16 protein-coding genes are annotated in these 16,685 nt (G+C 62.1%); 7 read left to right on the top strand and 9 right to left on the bottom strand.

Translation table 11 applies throughout. The annotated features are described in order from the left end of the window. The first annotated feature begins 33 nt into the window (after window positions 1-33). Window positions 34-1,056: a phosphoribosyltransferase gene (locus tag AC1DYJ_RS00620; RefSeq protein WP_477279058.1), complete on the top strand. Its 1,023-nt coding sequence runs from the start codon at window positions 34-36 to the stop codon at window positions 1,054-1,056. A 17-nt stretch (window positions 1,057-1,073) separates the two neighbouring features. Here the strand turns inward: AC1DYJ_RS00620 and AC1DYJ_RS00615 are convergent, their stop codons facing one another. The 8 genes from AC1DYJ_RS00615 to AC1DYJ_RS00580 all read right to left on the bottom strand — a co-directional run bounded on the left by AC1DYJ_RS00615 (window position 1,074) and on the right by AC1DYJ_RS00580 (window position 9,587). Next, a complete protein-coding gene (locus AC1DYJ_RS00615; protein WP_477279056.1) occupies window positions 1,074-2,153 on the bottom strand; it encodes a glycosyltransferase in 1,080 nt (359 codons plus the stop codon). Between the two features lie 56 nt (window positions 2,154-2,209). Then, window positions 2,210-2,659, bottom strand: a complete 450-nt coding sequence (locus AC1DYJ_RS00610) for a hypothetical protein (RefSeq protein ID WP_477279054.1) — start codon at window positions 2,657-2,659, stop codon at window positions 2,210-2,212. A 14-nt stretch (window positions 2,660-2,673) separates the two neighbouring features. Then, window positions 2,674-4,122: a GMC oxidoreductase gene (locus tag AC1DYJ_RS00605; RefSeq protein WP_477279052.1), complete on the bottom strand. Its 1,449-nt coding sequence runs from the start codon at window positions 4,120-4,122 to the stop codon at window positions 2,674-2,676. 263 nt (window positions 4,123-4,385) lie between these two features. Continuing rightward, on the bottom strand, window positions 4,386-5,717 hold the full coding sequence (locus AC1DYJ_RS00600) for a UDP-glucose dehydrogenase family protein (RefSeq protein WP_477279050.1): 1,332 nt from the start codon (window positions 5,715-5,717) through the stop codon (window positions 4,386-4,388). Between the two features lie 55 nt (window positions 5,718-5,772). After that, window positions 5,773-6,648, bottom strand: a complete 876-nt coding sequence (gene exoK, locus AC1DYJ_RS00595; RefSeq protein ID WP_477279048.1) for an endo-1,3-1,4-beta-glycanase ExoK — start codon at window positions 6,646-6,648, stop codon at window positions 5,773-5,775. 122 nt (window positions 6,649-6,770) lie between these two features. Then, complete coding sequence (locus AC1DYJ_RS00590; protein WP_477279046.1) at window positions 6,771-7,166, bottom strand: hypothetical protein; 396 nt, start codon at window positions 7,164-7,166, stop codon at window positions 6,771-6,773. A gap of 128 nt (window positions 7,167-7,294) precedes the next feature. Continuing rightward, window positions 7,295-8,311 carry a glycosyltransferase family 2 protein gene (locus AC1DYJ_RS00585; protein ID WP_477279044.1) on the bottom strand — a complete coding sequence of 339 codons (1,017 nt, stop codon included), beginning with the start codon at window positions 8,309-8,311 and terminating at the stop codon, window positions 7,295-7,297. A 148-nt stretch (window positions 8,312-8,459) separates the two neighbouring features. Further along, the gene (locus AC1DYJ_RS00580) at window positions 8,460-9,587 is read right to left on the bottom strand and encodes a nucleotidyltransferase family protein (protein ID WP_477279042.1); all 1,128 of its coding nucleotides are present in this window, start codon (window positions 9,585-9,587) and stop codon (window positions 8,460-8,462) included. Between the two features lie 497 nt (window positions 9,588-10,084). Between AC1DYJ_RS00580 and AC1DYJ_RS00575 the strand changes: the two genes are divergently transcribed. The 6 genes from AC1DYJ_RS00575 (at window position 10,085) to AC1DYJ_RS00550 (ending at window position 15,813) form a co-directional block, all read left to right on the top strand. Beyond that, entirely contained in the window at window positions 10,085-10,237 is a 153-nt protein-coding gene (locus tag AC1DYJ_RS00575) for a lasso peptide (protein WP_477279040.1), read from the top strand. A 176-nt stretch (window positions 10,238-10,413) separates the two neighbouring features. After that, window positions 10,414-10,683 (top strand): PqqD family protein, encoded by a 270-nt coding sequence (locus tag AC1DYJ_RS00570; RefSeq protein WP_312037240.1) that lies wholly within the window; start codon window positions 10,414-10,416, stop codon window positions 10,681-10,683. After that, a complete protein-coding gene (locus tag AC1DYJ_RS00565) occupies window positions 10,676-11,083 on the top strand; it encodes a lasso peptide biosynthesis B2 protein (protein WP_477279038.1) in 408 nt (135 codons plus the stop codon). Before AC1DYJ_RS00570 ends, AC1DYJ_RS00565 begins: the two co-directional genes overlap by 8 nt. A gap of 3 nt (window positions 11,084-11,086) precedes the next feature. Continuing rightward, window positions 11,087-13,006, top strand: coding sequence for a lasso peptide isopeptide bond-forming cyclase (locus tag AC1DYJ_RS00560; RefSeq protein ID WP_477279036.1), 1,920 nt, complete (start codon window positions 11,087-11,089; stop codon window positions 13,004-13,006). After that, window positions 13,003-13,971: a phosphoenolpyruvate carboxykinase (ATP) gene (locus AC1DYJ_RS00555; RefSeq protein WP_477279034.1), complete on the top strand. Its 969-nt coding sequence runs from the start codon at window positions 13,003-13,005 to the stop codon at window positions 13,969-13,971. The genes AC1DYJ_RS00560 and AC1DYJ_RS00555 overlap by 4 nt, the downstream gene beginning before the upstream one ends. Before the next feature lie 6 nt (window positions 13,972-13,977). After that, a complete protein-coding gene (locus AC1DYJ_RS00550; RefSeq protein WP_477279032.1) occupies window positions 13,978-15,813 on the top strand; it encodes an ABC transporter ATP-binding protein in 1,836 nt (611 codons plus the stop codon). 51 nt (window positions 15,814-15,864) lie between these two features. Here AC1DYJ_RS00550 and AC1DYJ_RS00545 read toward each other — a convergent pair whose 3' ends face one another. Beyond that, the gene (locus AC1DYJ_RS00545) at window positions 15,865-16,137 is read right to left on the bottom strand and encodes an exopolysaccharide production repressor exox (protein ID WP_477280187.1); all 273 of its coding nucleotides are present in this window, start codon (window positions 16,135-16,137) and stop codon (window positions 15,865-15,867) included. Between the last annotated feature and the right edge of the window lie 548 nt (window positions 16,138-16,685).

The following is a 16,685-nucleotide window of genomic DNA, read 5'->3' as shown; positions in this document are numbered from 1 at the left end:
TGTTTGTCGCGCGTCTATTTGAGGGCTAGCACCATGAATTACCGATCGATCTCAGACATGAACGACGCCATCCTGCGCAATCTGCATCGGTTGCCGCGCGACATCGACCTGGTGGTGGGCGTGCCGAGGAGCGGCATTCTTGCGGCGACGCTGGTCAGCCTGACGGCCAACATCCCGATGACCGATCTCGACAGTTTTCTCGCCGGCAGGATCTACACGTCGGGTATCACCAAGCGGCGCGCCGCGCTCGACCGGCAGCATTCCGAGATGCGCAAGATCCTGGTCATCGACGACAGCATCGCCGGCGGCAATGCCATACGCGATGCCCGCAACAAGATCACGGCCGCCGGTCTCCAGGGCGACGTCATCTACGCCGCCGTGTTTGGCCTGCAGCCAGAGCATCAGGAGACGGATGTCGTCCTCGAGGTCGTGCCGCATCCCCGGATGTTCCAGTGGAATTTCATGCACCATATCTTCCTCGAGCAATGCTGCGTCGACATTGACGGCGTGCTCTGTCTCGATCCGACCGAGGAAGAAAACGACGACGGGCCGATTTACGAGAAATTCCTGGCCGAGGCGCGGACGCTGCTCGGACCGACCCGCAAGATCGGCTGGCTGGTCACCAGCCGGCTGGAAAAATACCGCAAGCTGACCGAAGCCTGGCTCGCCAAACACGAGATCAAGTACGACCACCTGATCATGCTCGATTTGCCGAGCAAGGCGGAGCGGCAAAGGCTCGGCGCGCATGGCAGCTTCAAGGCCGAGTTCTACCGCAAGTCGGATGCCATCCTGTTCATCGAGAGCGAGCACGAGCAAGCGCGCAAGATCGCCAAGCTGTCGGGCAAGCCGGTGCTGTGCGTCGAAACCAACATCGTCTCCTTCCCCGACGCGCTGTCTCTGCCGGCGCTGGAGCAGGCGGCGCGCAACCTGCCGGCCAGGCTGCGCCAGATCAATTCGCCCGAGGGACGCAAATCCGTGGTCAAGAAGGCGGCGCGCACGCTGCTGGGCGAGCGCGGCTACGAGACGTTGAAAAATCGCGTCAAGCGGCCGGCCTGAACGCGTCGATCCCAGCGCTACGCGGCCTTGCGCGAGCGCTGTTGCGCCGCCCGGTCGATCAGCGAAAAGAAGGTCGCGAACTGCGCTTCCGGGTTGAGCGCGGGTCGTTCCGAGAAGGCCCGCGCCGCCGCTGATACCCGCTCATATTCCTCGCTGTCGTTCCACAACCGCCTGACCGCTACCGCCCACTCGGCGAGCGGCGCGTCATAGTCCAGCACGACGCCGCCGGAGCCGATCGCTTCGGGCAGGCCGCCACGGCGCGAGCCGACGACGGGAATGCCGCTGCAATGGGCTTCCGACGCCACACGGCCCCAGGCCTCTTCCCACTTCGAGGGCGCCAGCAGAATCTTCGTGCGGCCGTAGACGGTCTTCATGTCGCTGGTGCGGTTCTCCAACGTGACGTTGCCGAGCGGTGCAATGGTTGCTTCGATGCGGGCGCGATGGTCGTCCTCCAGCTTCCAGCTCTCGACGAACAGGAACGGGATTTCGGGGCAGGCGCCGGCAATGCGCACCGCAAGATCGAAGCCTTTTTCCTCATAGGGATTGATCAGCGTGACGAATTGCCCGGTCGTCGCCGTCGCGTAATGCGCAGGGTTGATGGTCGGCGGAATGACCGTCGCCTCGATGCCGAATTTTTCCTTGTAGGTGCGCGCCGTGAATTCGGAATTGGCGATGTACAGCGCAGACTTCAGGTCACGCAAATCGCCGGAGAGTTCGTGGAATTCGACGTTCCTGAGATAGACGACCAACGGCACGCCCTCGGCCTGCAGCGCCTTGCCGATCGGAACCGAGTTGTGGCACTGGACCACGGCGACATCCGGCTTGAGCTTCTTGACGGCAAAGCCCGCCGCCTCCCACGGAAACCAGGCCCGCACCACCGGGTAGCCAAGGTGGGAATCGATGGCGCCGCGCTGGCGCAGCAGCTTCATCTTGGCGCGCGCCTTGAGGCCGAACATGCCGTCGCCGAACAGAGCGGCCAGCACAGAGGCTTCGTGGCCATGTTCGATCAACTGCTCGGCCAGATGGTGGGTGCTGGACTGGACCCCTCCGCTGAACTCGGGTGGGTAGCCGCTGCCTCCTGCAAAAAGCACTTTCATCGGACTGTGTTCCTTGTCGTTATTCTGGACGGCGGCAGACGGCGCCGTTGCCGGGCTCAAGCGACCTTGGGCGGCTCCAGATTGGCGAATGGATTGGTGCATGACTGCCACCCGGTGAAGCGGATGGGATCGTTCGGCGAGCTGCGCCAGGCATAGTCGGTCAGCATGTGGAATTCGGCGAGCACGACGCGGTCGAAATGCCTGAGATAGCGGCGCTTCTCCCGCGGCAGCAGCTCGCGTGCCTGACCCAGTTTCGCCGTCTCGAGCAAGGTGACGGCGTCGCCCAGGTTTCCGCTCGGGGATATCCAGGGGTTGCGATTTTGAAATTCCAGCACGAACTGCTGCAGATGCTCGACGCGGATATTCAATTTGCCAAGATATTTTTCGAGCGTGATCAGGACCAGATCCTCATCCGAAAAAGAGGACACGGCGGCATAGGCGATGCCGGTCGAGGCCACTCCCCCGGCGACGAAGGCCAGTGCTGCACGGCGCGATATCTTCATCATTCCGGCAGCTCCCTTCATGCCGCGATCCGGCTTGCCGCCCGCAAGGAGAGTGCGGCCGCCGTCAGGCTCGGATTGACGCAGGAACAGGTCGGATAGGTGCTGGTGCCGACAACGACGAGGTTCCTCAACTGGTGGTGGATCAAGTCGCGGTCGACCACCGAATCGGCCGGGCCAGTACCCATCCGCAACGTCCCCTGGACATGCGATTCGGTCGGCCTTATGCCGCGGTCGAAAATCCGTTCCACCGGCAGCGGGGCGAGCAGCGCCGGCAGCTTGTCCAGCGCTTTCGCCATGCCCTGGACGGCATAGTCGGAAGCGCCCTTGAACGAGACGAAGGCGTTCTCGTCCTCGTCGAGGACAACGTGATTGTCCGGGTCGAGCAGGTTTTCCGTCACCATGACGATCGGCAACGTCTGCCTCAGCCGCCCCTTCTCCGCCCGCATGCCGTGCTGCCAGCGGTTTTCGAAATAGACCAGGGCTGCCGCATGTTCGGCCCGGTGCGGGCCGTCATACAGGCCGAAATTCAACCCGGTGGTGATGGTGGAGCCGTCGAAATTGTCGACGCCGTCGAGATAGACCTCAAAATTCCAGCCATAGGATTCATGCAGGCCGAGGCCGACGAACTCGCTGCCCAGTCCGGAGCGCAGCATGATCGCCGGGCTCTGGATGGCGTTGGCGCCGAGCACGAACAGGTCGCCACTGACCGTGTACTCCTTACCGTCATGCATGAACGTCACGGCGCGGACGGAACCGCCGACATGATCGAGCCGCCGCACTTCGGCGCCGAGGCAGACCGAAACGTCGGGATGCTCGAAGACGTGCATGAGGCCATTGTTGACGGTGAATTTCGCATCGGCCGGACAGAGCCAGCAACGCAGATTGGCGCAGCACGCGGTCCGCTGCGACGTCGGCACCCGGGCGCGCGCGGTCGGCATGACGAAATGCTGCCCCGGCTGCGCCGCCTTCATCATCCGGTCCGGCGTCGACATGCGATGCGGCGGCTGCGGAAACGGTTTTGAGCGCGGCAGCATCGTCGCCATGTCGGGATCGCCTGAAATCGACATGACCTCTTCGGCCTCGCAGTAGAATGGCTCGAGCTCGTCATAGGAGATCGGCCAGTCATTGCCGATGCCATAGAGGCTCTTCAGGCGAAAATCGCTGGGATGGAACCTGGGCGTCTGTGCAAACCAGCAATTGGTGCCGCCGCCAAGCCCGATCGTATAATTCCAGGGCTTGTCGGCATTGTCGGTCTTGTAGGTCGTCTCGTCATCGATGTCGGTGTTGGCGTTCTGCTCGAGCTGCCACTCATGCGTGTTGTGGCGGCCCCACTCCAGCACCAGGACGCGCGCCTTGCGGCGCTGCGCGAAGGCATGCAGGAAGAAGGACGATCCGAAACCGGAACCGATGACGACGAGATCGAAATGCTCGTTGGCGATTTGCTCGGGTTTGACGTCAAGCACCATCAGATTTTGCCTTTCTGGCGACACGCCCCCCCTTAGCGTCGTTCGTCCAGGCCCAACCCCCCGGTCAGCCGTTTTTCGATGTCGCGCTTGAAGCGCGTCGCGTTGAAGCCGATTCAGGCGACGCGCTTCAAGCCGTTGTTTCAAAGCATGTCGATGTCTCAAAACCGGGGGCACTTTTGAGCGACACGTATTTTGTTTCGATGCATGTCGTTGTCCCAAAACCGGAACCACTTTTGAGCGACATGCATTTGCGTTCATGCCTGTCAGGCCGCCATCCTGCCGATCGAGAAATACTCGATGCCGTGGCGGGCGATGACCTTGGGATCGTAGAGGTTGCGGCCGTCGAAGATGACCGGCGTGGTCAGCGCATCCTTCACCGCGTCGAAGGACGGGGCGCGGAAGCTCTTCCATTCGGTGGCGATCAGCAGCGCGTCGGCGCCGCGCAAGGCCGCCTCCTTGGTGCCGCACAAAAGCAGATCGTCACGCAGGCCGTAAATGGCCTGGCATTCCTGCATCGCCTCGGGATCATAGGCCTGCACATTGGCGCCGGCCTGCCACAGCGCTTCCATCAGGACGCGCGCCGGCGCCTCGCGCATGTCGTCGGTGTTGGGCTTGAAGGCGAGGCCCCAGAGCGCAAAGGTCTTGCCCTTGAGATTGCCCTTGAAATAGCGGTGCACCTTGTCGAACAGCACCGACTTCTGCTCGTTGTTGCGCTCCTCGACGGCGCGCAGCAGCTTGGCGTCGAACTTGACGCCTTCGGCGGTCTTGATCAGCGCGCGCACGTCCTTGGGGAAGCACGAGCCGCCATAGCCGAGGCCGGGATAGATGAAGTGGTAGCCGATGCGCGGATCCGAGCCGATGCCCTTGCGCACCTCCTCGATGTCGGCGCCGAGCTGCTCGGCCAGATTGGCCATCTCGTTCATGAAGGAGATCTTGGTCGCCAGCATGCAGTTGGCGGCGTACTTCGTGAATTCGGCGCTGCGCACGTCCATCACGATCATCTTCTCGTGGTTGCGGTTGAACGGCGCGTAGAGCTCGCGCATCACCGCCTCGGTGTCCTCGCTGTTGGTACCGACGATGATGCGGTCGGGTTTCATGCAGTCGGCGACGGCGGAGCCTTCCTTGAGGAATTCCGGATTGGAGGCGACGTCAAAGGCCAGATCGTCACGTCCGCGCGCCTTCAGCGTCTCGGCAATCTTGGCCTTGACCTTTTCGCAGGTGCCGACCGGGACGGTCGACTTGCCGACGACGATCTTGGGACTGTCCATCTCGCGGCCAATGGTCTCGGCCACCGCCAGCACGTATTTGAGGTCGGCCGAGCCGTCCTCGCCGGGCGGCGTGCCGACCGCGATCATCTGGATCTCGCCATGCTTGACCGCGGCTGCGGCATCGGTGGTGAACTGGATGCGGCCGGCGGCGTGGTTCTCCTTGACCAGGGCCTCCAGTCCGGGCTCGAAAATCGGCACGAAGCCCTGGTTGAGCCGCTCGACCTTTTTGGCATCGACATCGACGCACACCACCTGGTGCCCGACTTCCGCCAGCACCGCCGCCTGCACGAGACCGACATAGCCAATTCCAAAGACCGTCAAATTCATTCGGGTTAATTCCTGTTCACGCCCTTTGGCCTGACATGGCCGAGCCGGTTCAGATCTACTTTATGCTGCTTACACTACATGCCAGCGATTCTGGAAACTGGCACGGCTGGCCGAGCGCGGTGAAGGCGACGCGTTGCACCTGCATCGACACCTGGCGGCCGGGATCCGAAAAGGCGCCCATCCAGCTTTTCAGTGTGTCGCTGCCCCAGAGGCTGAAGAATATCTTCTGCGAATGGGTCGGCAATTCCTCCGGGTCGGTTACTTCCTGGACCAGCTTGCCGTTAACGTACCAGCGCAGCCGGTCCTTTTCCCAGATGAAGGCATAGTCGTTGAAGCCCTTGTCGGTGCCGCCTTCGACCTCGGCCAGTTTCTCGTTCTTGGGCTTGCCGGCGATGTAGCTGTTGACCTGCACCTTGGAGGTATCCTTGGTCAGGACCTCGAAGTCGATCTCATACCAGGGCTGTTTGTCGGCAGGGCCGATATAGGTGAAGAAAGCGGCGTTGAGACCGGAGCCGGTGTCGGTCTTCATCCGCGCCTCATAGGTCCCGTAGCCGAAGCGCTGCTTGGTCTGGATCTCTGCGCAGGCGAACTCGCGGTCCTTCAGTTTGCGCTTTTCGAAGCCGAGCGTCAGCATGTTGTCGGAAAGTTTGACCAGGCTTTTCGACCAGGTGCAGTTCTGATGGTTGCCGTTCGACCAACCGTCGGAAACATACCAGCGCGAACGATCGAAACTCTTGAAATCGTCGACGAAGGACGGAGCGCTTTGCATCTCCGGGGAGGCATCCTGGGCGCGGGAGGGCTGCGCGGCGCCGAAGAGTGCTGCGGCTGCCGCCAGCAGAAGCGCACCGACGGAGAGAAGACGCAATTGCCGACTTGGCTGCGCCGACGCCATGGCATCGATTGTCACGATGGTCTTCGGATCTGCGTTCATATCAATTCACCTTTGTGCTGTTCCGCCCCAACCCAAAGTCACCGACTGGCCCACATTGCTAATGGGCCGATCCCGATCCTCCGTCCCCGAAACTTTCTCTTCTGTGCCTCGTATGACCGGCTTCAGCCGAAGCGGCCCGCGGATTTGACGTAGTCACCTTGCTGCTCGGAACCCTGGCCATTTTCCTCGACGATCGCGTCGAGTGAATGACGCAGTTCCTTCATCCGGCTGGTCTGGCGCACCAATTCGGCGATGCGCTGTTCGCAGTTCAGAATCGACTTCGTCAGATTGCCGACTTCCGACTGCTTGCTTGCCGATGCTGACCCGTTCTCCATCGATTCGACCAGGAAGGCCGCGTTGGTGGACTTCGACCGGTAGCGGTTCTCCAGTCCGGTTTTCTCGGCCGCGATTTCGGCCGCGATCTGATCCAGCAGCTTTGCCAGACGGTCGAAACGCGCCAGATCGGTCTGCTTGTCCCGGGCCGGGTCCCTGGACCTGAAGCTGAAAATCGAAGCCATCCGCTTGGCCTTCCAAAATTGCTGCACCGCAACATACAGTGCCATCGTCGGAACGCGTAGGCAACCTTTGAGTTTCAGAAACGCAATTTTTTCGCCTCTCGCGGTGGCTGCCCGGGCTTAAGCGGAGCCTACTTTTCCGCCGTGATGGTGGTGCCGGCCATGAGGAACCGCAAGGGCGGCACGGGCTGCTGCCGCGGTGACAAACCAGCGTGGCGAAACAACGCATCGAGCTTGTCGGAGGCGACGCCGACAACGATGGGAATGAGGTTGGACTGGCTGGCCAGCGCATAGGCGGCGGCCGAGGCCATGCCGCGCTCGGCCTTCACATCGAGGAAATTACGCAGCCGGTATTTGTCGCGCACATGCCGCTCGTGCTTGCGCAGCACGGCCTTGGAGCCTTCCGGCAGGCTGTCGATCTTGAGCAGCGCCAGATCGGCATCGGCCAGACGCTTCAGATCTTGCGTCTTGTGGCGGCCGCTCAGCGAATCGGCACGCACGATCGCGCCATAGCCGCAGGAGCGGATGACCTTGAATCGCGCGCCAAGTGCAAAGGCGCGGGCATAGAGTTCATAGTCTTCGCCCAGACGCAGGTTCTCGTCGTAGCGCAGCCCGTGCCGGTCGAGGAAAGCCCTTGATATGACTGGTTTGAGAAAGCCGAGTTCGCCGCGCTGGACGCGCCGCCTGGAGATGTTGCCTTCGATGAAGCGCTCGAAATCCAGGAACTCCGGCTCGGCCGAAAAGGACGGGGCGACGATCTTGGAAACATCGGTCGCCGTATCGTCACGGATCAGCATGATGTTGTCGGCGGCGAAATCCCAATCGGTACTGGCAAACAACTGGCGGAACCGGCCCTCAAGGAAGAAATCATCGGCGTCGAGAATGCTGATGAAGGGCGATTTGGAGCCGGCGATGGCGGCATTGCGGGCAAAGGACGGGCCACGGTTGAGGTCGAGGCGGATGACCGACAGCCGGCCGGTGCCATCGTCGGCGGCGGTGGCGACTTTTGCGGTGTCGTCGGTGGAGGCATCGTCGACGACGACGACTTCCGCCACCTCCGGCTCGCGCAGCGCAGACGCAATGGCCGCGGGAATGGTCCGGGCCGCGTTGCGGGCCGCGATGATCACGCAGACCTGGGGTACTGTCATGGGGGCGCCTTTCAATTCCATGGATGGTTGCTGACTTTGCCCTGCCCCTTATCCACCGCAGGGTGCCCCAACCCATCCTCCCATGATCCGTCGCCACCCAACCGGGACGGAATCGTCTCTGCCTGCTGCCGTTCCGCGATAGCCATCATCACCGGCCTTCCGGCCGTTCGAAAATCCGCCGGCTGAGGTCGGCGGACGCAGCCCAGCCGGCCTCGGTCAGGTAGCGGACCGGTTCGCGGCCGCACAGTTCCCACAAAACCGTCCGCCGCTGCGGCCATCTCAGCGACGACAGCCACGGCGCGATGACCATGTGGAACAAATCTTCATTGCCGATGCGTGACAGGATCCGCGTCGCCTGATCCGACAGCAGCGTGCCGGCGCCGCCAAGCAGCACGTCGGCGGCGCGCAGGCCCAGCAGCAGCGTGTCGGCCAGCCCCTGCTCGGCCGCATGGTCGAGCACGGTCTGCTGCTCTGCCTCGCTCAGGCGGCTGGCGGCGGCCCTGATATCGCAGACATAGCCCGCGCATGGCTCGCGGTTGAACAGTGCCTTGGCAACGCTGATGCAGGACAAAAGCAAAGTGTCGGAAGCCGAAATGAAGGGCACGCTGGAGCCGGCGATCGCAAGCATGCGCTTGCGGCGCAGGAAGCCGTCCGTGTCGCGTGGGCTTGGCGATCCCGGCTGCTGCAGCCGGTAATGGAGATCGACGGTGGACAGTCTCTCGCCTTGGCTGCGAACCATGTGCTGTTCGCCCAAAAACCGCACCCACCAGACAGAGCGGGACTTGCCGGCGACCTCGTAGCCGATCGAGCGCAGTGCATCGCGGGCTTTGAAGAAGCCGGCCGGCGACACCAATATGTCGACATCGCCGGACGGCTTCATGAAATGGTCGCCATAGAGCAGTTGCTGCTGGAACGGTCCCTTCAGGAAGACGAAATCGATCCTGCTGTCGCGCAGCGCCCCGTCGATGGCCATCGAATCCATGATGCCGGTCGAGTTCATCGCGATCGTTCGCCGACGGTAGGTGTCGAGCCACGCGAGCAGCCCAGGTGGGGTCTCGCCTCCGGGTGGGCGTGATAAGGCCTTCAGCACAAAGGTCGCGACCTTGTTCAGCCGCGCGATGTCGTAAACATCGGCAACGGAGATGGCTGGGGCAGGCGCGGTGCTGGCACTCGCCTCCGGGTTGAAGAACAGCCGCAGGCACGCCTGGACATAGGCCACTTCGTCGGCGCAACCGGCGGCGCGCAATCTCTCGAAGGTCCCTTCCTGCAAGGCCATATGCTGCAGCATCTCCGCAAAAAATTTTGTGAGGCGCGTTATATTGCAAGTGCGAAGGAAAGCATCGCCAAATTCAGCTGCCGCGTCCAGTTTTTCCTTTGAGGCCGGTTAGCCTACAACCATAGCGTTTATCGACGCAATTGTGCAACGCAGCACAGGTGTCGGCGGGATCGGATCCGCCGGCGGCACAACTGCAGCAATTTTCGTGCGACTTCGCTCGAGCCTAAAAGGTGGGCATTCCAGTTGGAAAATTTAGTGTAATCAAATCATATGCTTAATTAATGGCCACGGATAGATTGTTGAATTCACCCGGGATGGGCGGCTAGAGTGCAGATGCAAGCGTTTTGATCACCCTTGAAGGCAGCCGCAACCGAGAATTGATTAACGGCGGGTAAATCAGACTTGACTCATAAATGCTGCCATGCAGCTATCGCGGTGCAGCAATAGACCGCTGCCGGCAATCGACAGGCCGCTTCCAGTCCGTATTGGAGAGTAAAATGGAACAGAATGTTGAAAAGCATGAGTACGAAACCCCTAGCCTGACGGTCCACGGCTCGATCGAGACCATCACGCAAGGCGGTAGCGGCTCGACAGCTCTCGACGCCTCGTTTCCGGCACATACGCCGGTCGGCGAACTCACCTTCTCCTGAGACTATTCTCGTTGGGGTGACAAGTCCGGACTCTGAAACAGAGCGCACTAAGGAGAGTCGGGGCTCCGGTCCCGGCTCTCGCGCGCTGTCTGGAAGTGCCGAAGCGTTGGTGTTGTAAGCAGTGTGTCGTGTGAGCGAGGTTTAGGATGGACTGGAACCCCTCGGAGCATGATCGGGTGAGCGCGAGCAAGGATGCGGTTGCCTGCGAATTCGGCAACGGCCTGGCGCTGCTCGATATGCGGTCCAACATCTACTACAGCCTGAACAGCGTCGGGGCCTATATTTGGGAACTGATCCAGGAGCCGAAGCCGATTGCGGAAATCCGCAGCGCCGTGCTCGAGCGCTACAATGTCGAGCCCGAACGCTGCAAGGCCGATGTCGACGGATTGTTGAAAGGCCTGGCGGACGCCGGGCTTGCGAGGCTCCATGATGAGGAACTTGTCTAGAGTCCTCTCGCTGAGCGGGCCGAAGATGCTCTTCCTCGCCCACTGCCTCGCGGTGGTCGTCGCGGTGCGGCTGGGGCTGACACTGTTTTCCTACAACAGAGTGCGCCGCGTGGTGACGCGGCTCGACGCGAGCGAGCCGGCCGGCATCGGCGATCTCAGGCGCGTCGCCTGGGGCGTTGCCGCCGCGGCCCGGCTGGTGCCAGGCGCAAGCTGCCTCACCCAGGCGCTTTCCGGCCAGTATCTGCTTGCCCGCCAGGGCAACGCTTCGAAGATCCGCATCGGCATCGAGCGCGATACCGGCACTGAATTGAAGGCGCATGCCTGGCTGGTCAGCGGCGACCACATCGTGCTTGGCGGCTCGCTTGGCAGGTTTACCCATCTTGTCGATCACGGTCAGTGACCGATGAGCGGCGTCGCCGGAATTCTGCTCAGGCAGGAAGGCAAGCCGGCCGCCGCGGCCGACATCCAGCGCATGCTTGCCCGCATGCAGCATCGCGCGCCTGACGGCAGTTCGTGGTGGATGGACGCAAGCGTCGTTCTTGGCCACGCCTGGCTCAACACCACCGATGAAGCCGGCCCCGGCCCGCTGACGATGGCCGGCGGCAAGCTTGCGATCACCGCCGACTGCCGGCTGGACAATCGCGACGAATTGCTGGCCAGGCTCGGCATCAGGGACAGTTCGGTTGCCGACGCCGTGCTGTTGATGCGCGCCTATCTGCGCTGGGGCGAAGCCTGCCCCAACCATCTGCAAGGCGACTTCGCCTTCGCCATCTGGGATGGCGAACGCCAGCAGCTGTTTTGCGTGCGCGACCATTTCGGCGTCAAACCCTTCTACTACCATTCGAGCGACCGGCGCTTCGTCTTTGCCTCGGAGATCGGGCCGATCCTCGATGTCGGCGGCATCGACATGCGCATCAGCGAACACCAGATTTCCGGATTTCTCGCCGGGCTGCCCGACGATCCGCAATCGACCGCCTATGCCGATATCTTCCGCCTGCCGGCGCGCCACAGCCTGACGGTGACCGGCAACCAGGTGGTGTTGCGCCGATACTGGCAGATCGAGCCATCGCCAAGGCCGATGCGACAGGATGCGGCGGAGGAATTCCGCCATCTGTTTTCGCAATCTGTCCGCAACCGCATGCGCGGCACGCCGGCGGTCGGAGCGATGCTGAGCGGCGGGCTCGATTCCTCCTCGATCTCTTGCGTTGCGGGCCTGCAAAATGCTGCGCAGCAAAAATCCAGGCTGCCGACCTTTTCGCTGGTGTTCGAAAAGGGCTCGCCGATGGACGAGCGGCCCTTCATCGAGGCGGTGCTGGCGCAGCAGAAGGTCGACGGCACCTTGATTTCCGTCGGCAATTACGCGCCTTTCGCCGAGTTCGAGCGCATCCTGGAAGAGCAGGAAGAAACGTTCCTGGCGCCCGGCCTGTCCCTGACCCGCGATATCTACAGAACAGCAGGCGCCAAAGGCATGAAGGTGCTGCTGGACGGCCATGGCGGCGACGAGGTGGTTTCGCAGGGCTACGGCCATCTGCACGAACTCGCCGATGCCGGCAAATGGATGGAGCTGTGGCGGGAACTGCGCAGCGCCTCCAACACCTATGGCGACGGCATGCTCGGCCTCTACTACCAGTTCCTCACCCTTTACGGGCCGGCCTGGCGCATCGCGAAAATCAGGCGGCTCGCGAACCGTGCGCTCAGCAAACTGTGGCGCCGTCCCAACGGGCGACCGGCGACGAGCTGGCGCGGCCTGATCAATCCGGATCTGGCGATGCGCACCGACCTCGTCGAGCGGTTTCGTCGGGCCGGCTATATGCCGCCCGCGGTCTCAGCCAGCGAGACCCTGACCCATCGCTGGCTGCTGTCGAGCGGCATGGTACCGCACGCCTTCGAGGTCCTCGACAAGGCCGCCGCCAATTTTGGCGTCGAGCCGCGCTATCCCTTTTGGGACAAGCCGCTGGTCGAGTTCTGCCTGGCGCTGCCAGGTGCCGAGAAACTGAACCAGGGCTTTGGCCGTTCGGTTCTGCGGCGCGCCATGGAAGGGATTCTGCCGCCTGAGGTGCAATGGCGGCGCGACAAGATCGATTTCACCTCCAATCTGGTCAAAGGCATGCTGGGCAACCACCGCGATCTTCTGGACAAGGTGCTGGTGAAGGACGCGGATCGGATCGCGCCCTACGTCAACCTGGCGGCAGTAACCGCCGCCTATGGCCGCATTTCCAGCCAGCCTGAGGCCGCCACCTTGCCCGATGTCCAGTATGTCTGGCGCTCGATCGCGCTGTCGCTGTGGCTGCGGCAAGTGCAACTGCGCGGGAGCCATGCATGACGCCGGCCAACATGTCGCTCGCCGCTGATCACCGCCATCCGGGTGCAGACCGCATGCCGCATTTCTACAAGGCTTATGGGCTGACGATCAGCTCAGAGATCGAATTGCCCGAGCTGGAGCCGAGCGCGCCGGCCTCTGTCGATGTCCTGATCACGGTCGGCCGGATCGACCTGCCAAAACCCTCACCCGAGACCGGAACCGCTTTCCGCTTCGAGCCACAGCAGCAATATCTTGCGTGGCAGACGGTCGGCGCCTTCCTGATCACCGACGCCTGCCGCATCGAGGTGGAGCCGGCGCCTGATGTTGACGATGCGCTGCTGGCGTTTCCGCTGCTCGGCCCGGTCATGGCGCTGCTCCTGCACCAGCGCGGCCTGCTCATCCTGCATGCCAGCGCCATTGCCGTTGGCGGCAAGAGCGCTGTTTTCATGGGCGACAAGGGCGCCGGCAAATCGACGACGGCGAGCGCGATGATCCGCGCCGGACATCGCTTGCTGACCGACGATGTCGTGGCGCTCGATCTCACCGAACAGCCAATGATCGTTCCGGGCTTTCCGCAACTAAAACTCGCCGCCGATGCCGCCGCCGCCATACCGCTCGGCCAGGCAGAAATACGTCCGCAAGTGCATGCGGCCATCGACAAGATGCAGCATCGCCTGCATGGCGGATTTTCGGCAGATGCGGTGCCGGCGACGCGGATCTACATCCTCGAGCGCGGCGACAAGGCGGCAATCACGCCGCTGCCGAGCATCGGCGCCCTGCCGGCAATCATCAAATTTTCCTATGTCACGCGTTTCGGCCGTCCGGCTCTGGTCGGCGACTTTGCCACGACGCATCTTCGCCAGTGCGCCGCTTTGGCCAGCCAGGTCGGCGTCTGCCGCCTCGAAGTGCCGACCGGGCTCGACCGCATCGACGAAGCCGTCGCCCTGATCGAAAACGATCTGGCGGCCGGCAACCGGCCGCGGTGACTAGACATGTCGGCATCGAAGATCTTTGAGCTGTCGTTCTACCGTGACGTTGCCGGCTTAGGCGCTGTCATGGCCAGGATCGGCGGGCGCAGAACGCTGACGGCGCTGCTGTTCCTGATCCTTGGAAGCCTGACCGAAGGCATCTCGATCCTGCTTCTGGTGCCGCTGCTGCATCTGGTCGGACGACCCGAACAGAACTTTGCGGTCAAGCTGCCGAACAATGACTTCGTGCGCTGGCTGGCGCCGGACGGGACGCTGCAACTGACGACAGTGCTTTGCCTGTTGGTCGGGCTTGTCGCGCTGCAGGCGGCGTTCAACCGCTACAAATCCGTCTACATGGCGCGGCTGCTGCTCGACTTCATCAACCGGCTGCGCATGAACCTGTTCGAGAGCATCGGCAAAGCGCGCTGGGGCATTTTTGCCCGCATGCGCAGCTCCGATCTCGACCATGCGCTGACCGGCGACATCGACCGCGTGCAATCGGCGGCGTTCTCGCTGCTGCTTCTGGTGCAGATCGCAGTGCTGTCGGCGGGCTATCTCGTGGTTTCGCTGTTCATTTCGCCTGTCATGACCGCGTTCGCCATCGTCATCGGCATAGTCATGTTCCTGGCGCTGCAGCCGTTTCGGGCGCGGGCGAGCGCCTTCGGCCGGGTTTTGACCACCAATCGCCAGGAGCAGTACCGCACGGTCTCGGAGTTCCTCGGCGGCATCAAGGTGGCCAAGAGCCTGAACGTCGAAGCGACCTACTACGCGCAGCTTCGCGCGACGCTGGAGAAGATGAAGACGGACAACATCAATTATGTCCGCAACAGCACCATCGGCACGGCTTTGTTCCAGGTCGCCAGCGTCATCGGCCTCAGCCTGTTCATCTATGTCGCTTTGGTCCGCTTCAATCTTTCGCTGGCCGAGATCGTCGTGCTGCTTTTGGTGTTCATGCGCATTGCGCCGCGCTTCATGGATATGCAGATGCAGGCGCAGCAGGTGCTGATCAATCTGCCCGCCTACGCCTCGATGCGCGACATGCAGGCGCGTTTCGATGCCGAGCGCGAACCGGCGAGTGTCGAATCCGACGCCAAGCTGTCGCTCGATATCGGGCTCAACATTCGCAACGTCTCCTTTGCCTATGAGGCCGGCGGCAAGCCGGTGGTGAGCGACGTCACCTTCGGTCTTCCCGCCGGCAAGGTGACGGCACTGATCGGCCCGTCAGGCTCGGGCAAGAGCACGCTCGCCGACATGCTGCTTGGCCTGCTGGAGCCGAGCGAAGGCAAGATCCTGGCCGACGGCGTCGAGATCAATGGTGCGAACCGGCGGCGCTGGCGCGATCAGGTGGCCTATGTGCCGCAGGATGTGTTCCTGCTGCACGACACCATCGCCTCCAACCTGCGCCTCGCCGCGCCGCAAGCCAGCGACGAGGAACTGTGGGCCGCGCTGCGCGCCGCGCATGGCGCCGACTTCGTCGAACGGCTGGAGCTGAAGCTCGACACGGTGGTCGGCGATCGCGGCGTGCGGCTTTCGGGCGGCGAACGCCAGCGCATAGCACTGGCGCGCGCGCTGCTGCGCAAGCCCTTGCTGCTCATTCTCGATGAGGCGACCAGCGCGCTCGACTGGCAGAACCAATCCCTGATCGCCAAATCGATCGATGGGTTGCGCGGATCGATGACCATCCTGACCATCGCGCACAGGCCATCGATGATAGCCTTCGCCGACTGGGTGGTTGCGATCGAAGCCGGCCGGATCGTCGAAGTTGGGCAATATCAGAGGTTGAAGGCGAAGGCCGGCAGCCGCCTGTCCAAAATGCTTTCAGGCGAGCAATCGGAACCGGAGCCGGCCGAGGCAAGCTGAGTCCGGCTGCAGACGATCCGAGGCCGGCGTTGCGCCGCCCTCAGCCTGTGTTCAATGCACGCTGCGCCTGGCCGAGAGCTTCTCGCCTTCGGCCGACTTTTCCGCGCCCAGGCTTCGTTCGGCGTCGCGAGCCCTGTCGGCCGATGTCGGCGCGCTCCTGGCGATCATCACATAGACCAGCAGGAAATAACCGATCTGGATGAGGACAGCGCAGCCAATGACGCGAAGCACCGTTGTGGTGACCGTCGCGCCGTCGGCATAGGACCACGCGACTACAATCGCGAGGGCGAAAACCATTCCAATGACGAATTTTGGTAATGACATGATCGGCGGCCCGTCAACCGGCCCGAGCATGCAAAAGCGATGACTTACCCACCCGAGTATCTCCCCATTCGCCATGCGAGCTTATTCAGCTGCTCTTTTTCGGCCGGTTGCTTCCGGCCTTCCCAACCCATCCAGACTCTAACAGAAATAATTTGCGACTCTATTAAGGCGCGAAACTGACAGCAAGGGCAACCGGCGATAATTTTCAGTCTGCCGAGGCCTTCGACTCTGCCATGCTGCGATGCACACGCAGGGGTGGTGGCCTAACTCGCCACGCAATTTATGCTGCAGTAAAATGTATGATGTTGATTAGTATTTTATTTGATTACATTAGCAAAACGACGGATTCGAAAATCAGTTAAAGCCATTCCCTCTGCGGCAAAGGACGATTCGCCCAAAAACGGCCCCAAAACGGCACTGCATTTTCTTGTGTTGCTCGTTGTTCGTCACAAACGTGCCATAAAGGGCAAAATTTGGGCAGGAGACGTTTATTATTTAGTCAATTCATGACGTGACTATTTCACCCGTATGGGAAATTGTGTGTTGCG

It is taken from the genome of Mesorhizobium sp. P2_B11, from assembly GCF_056404855.1.
This window is presented reverse-complemented; position numbering and strand designations above follow the sequence as displayed.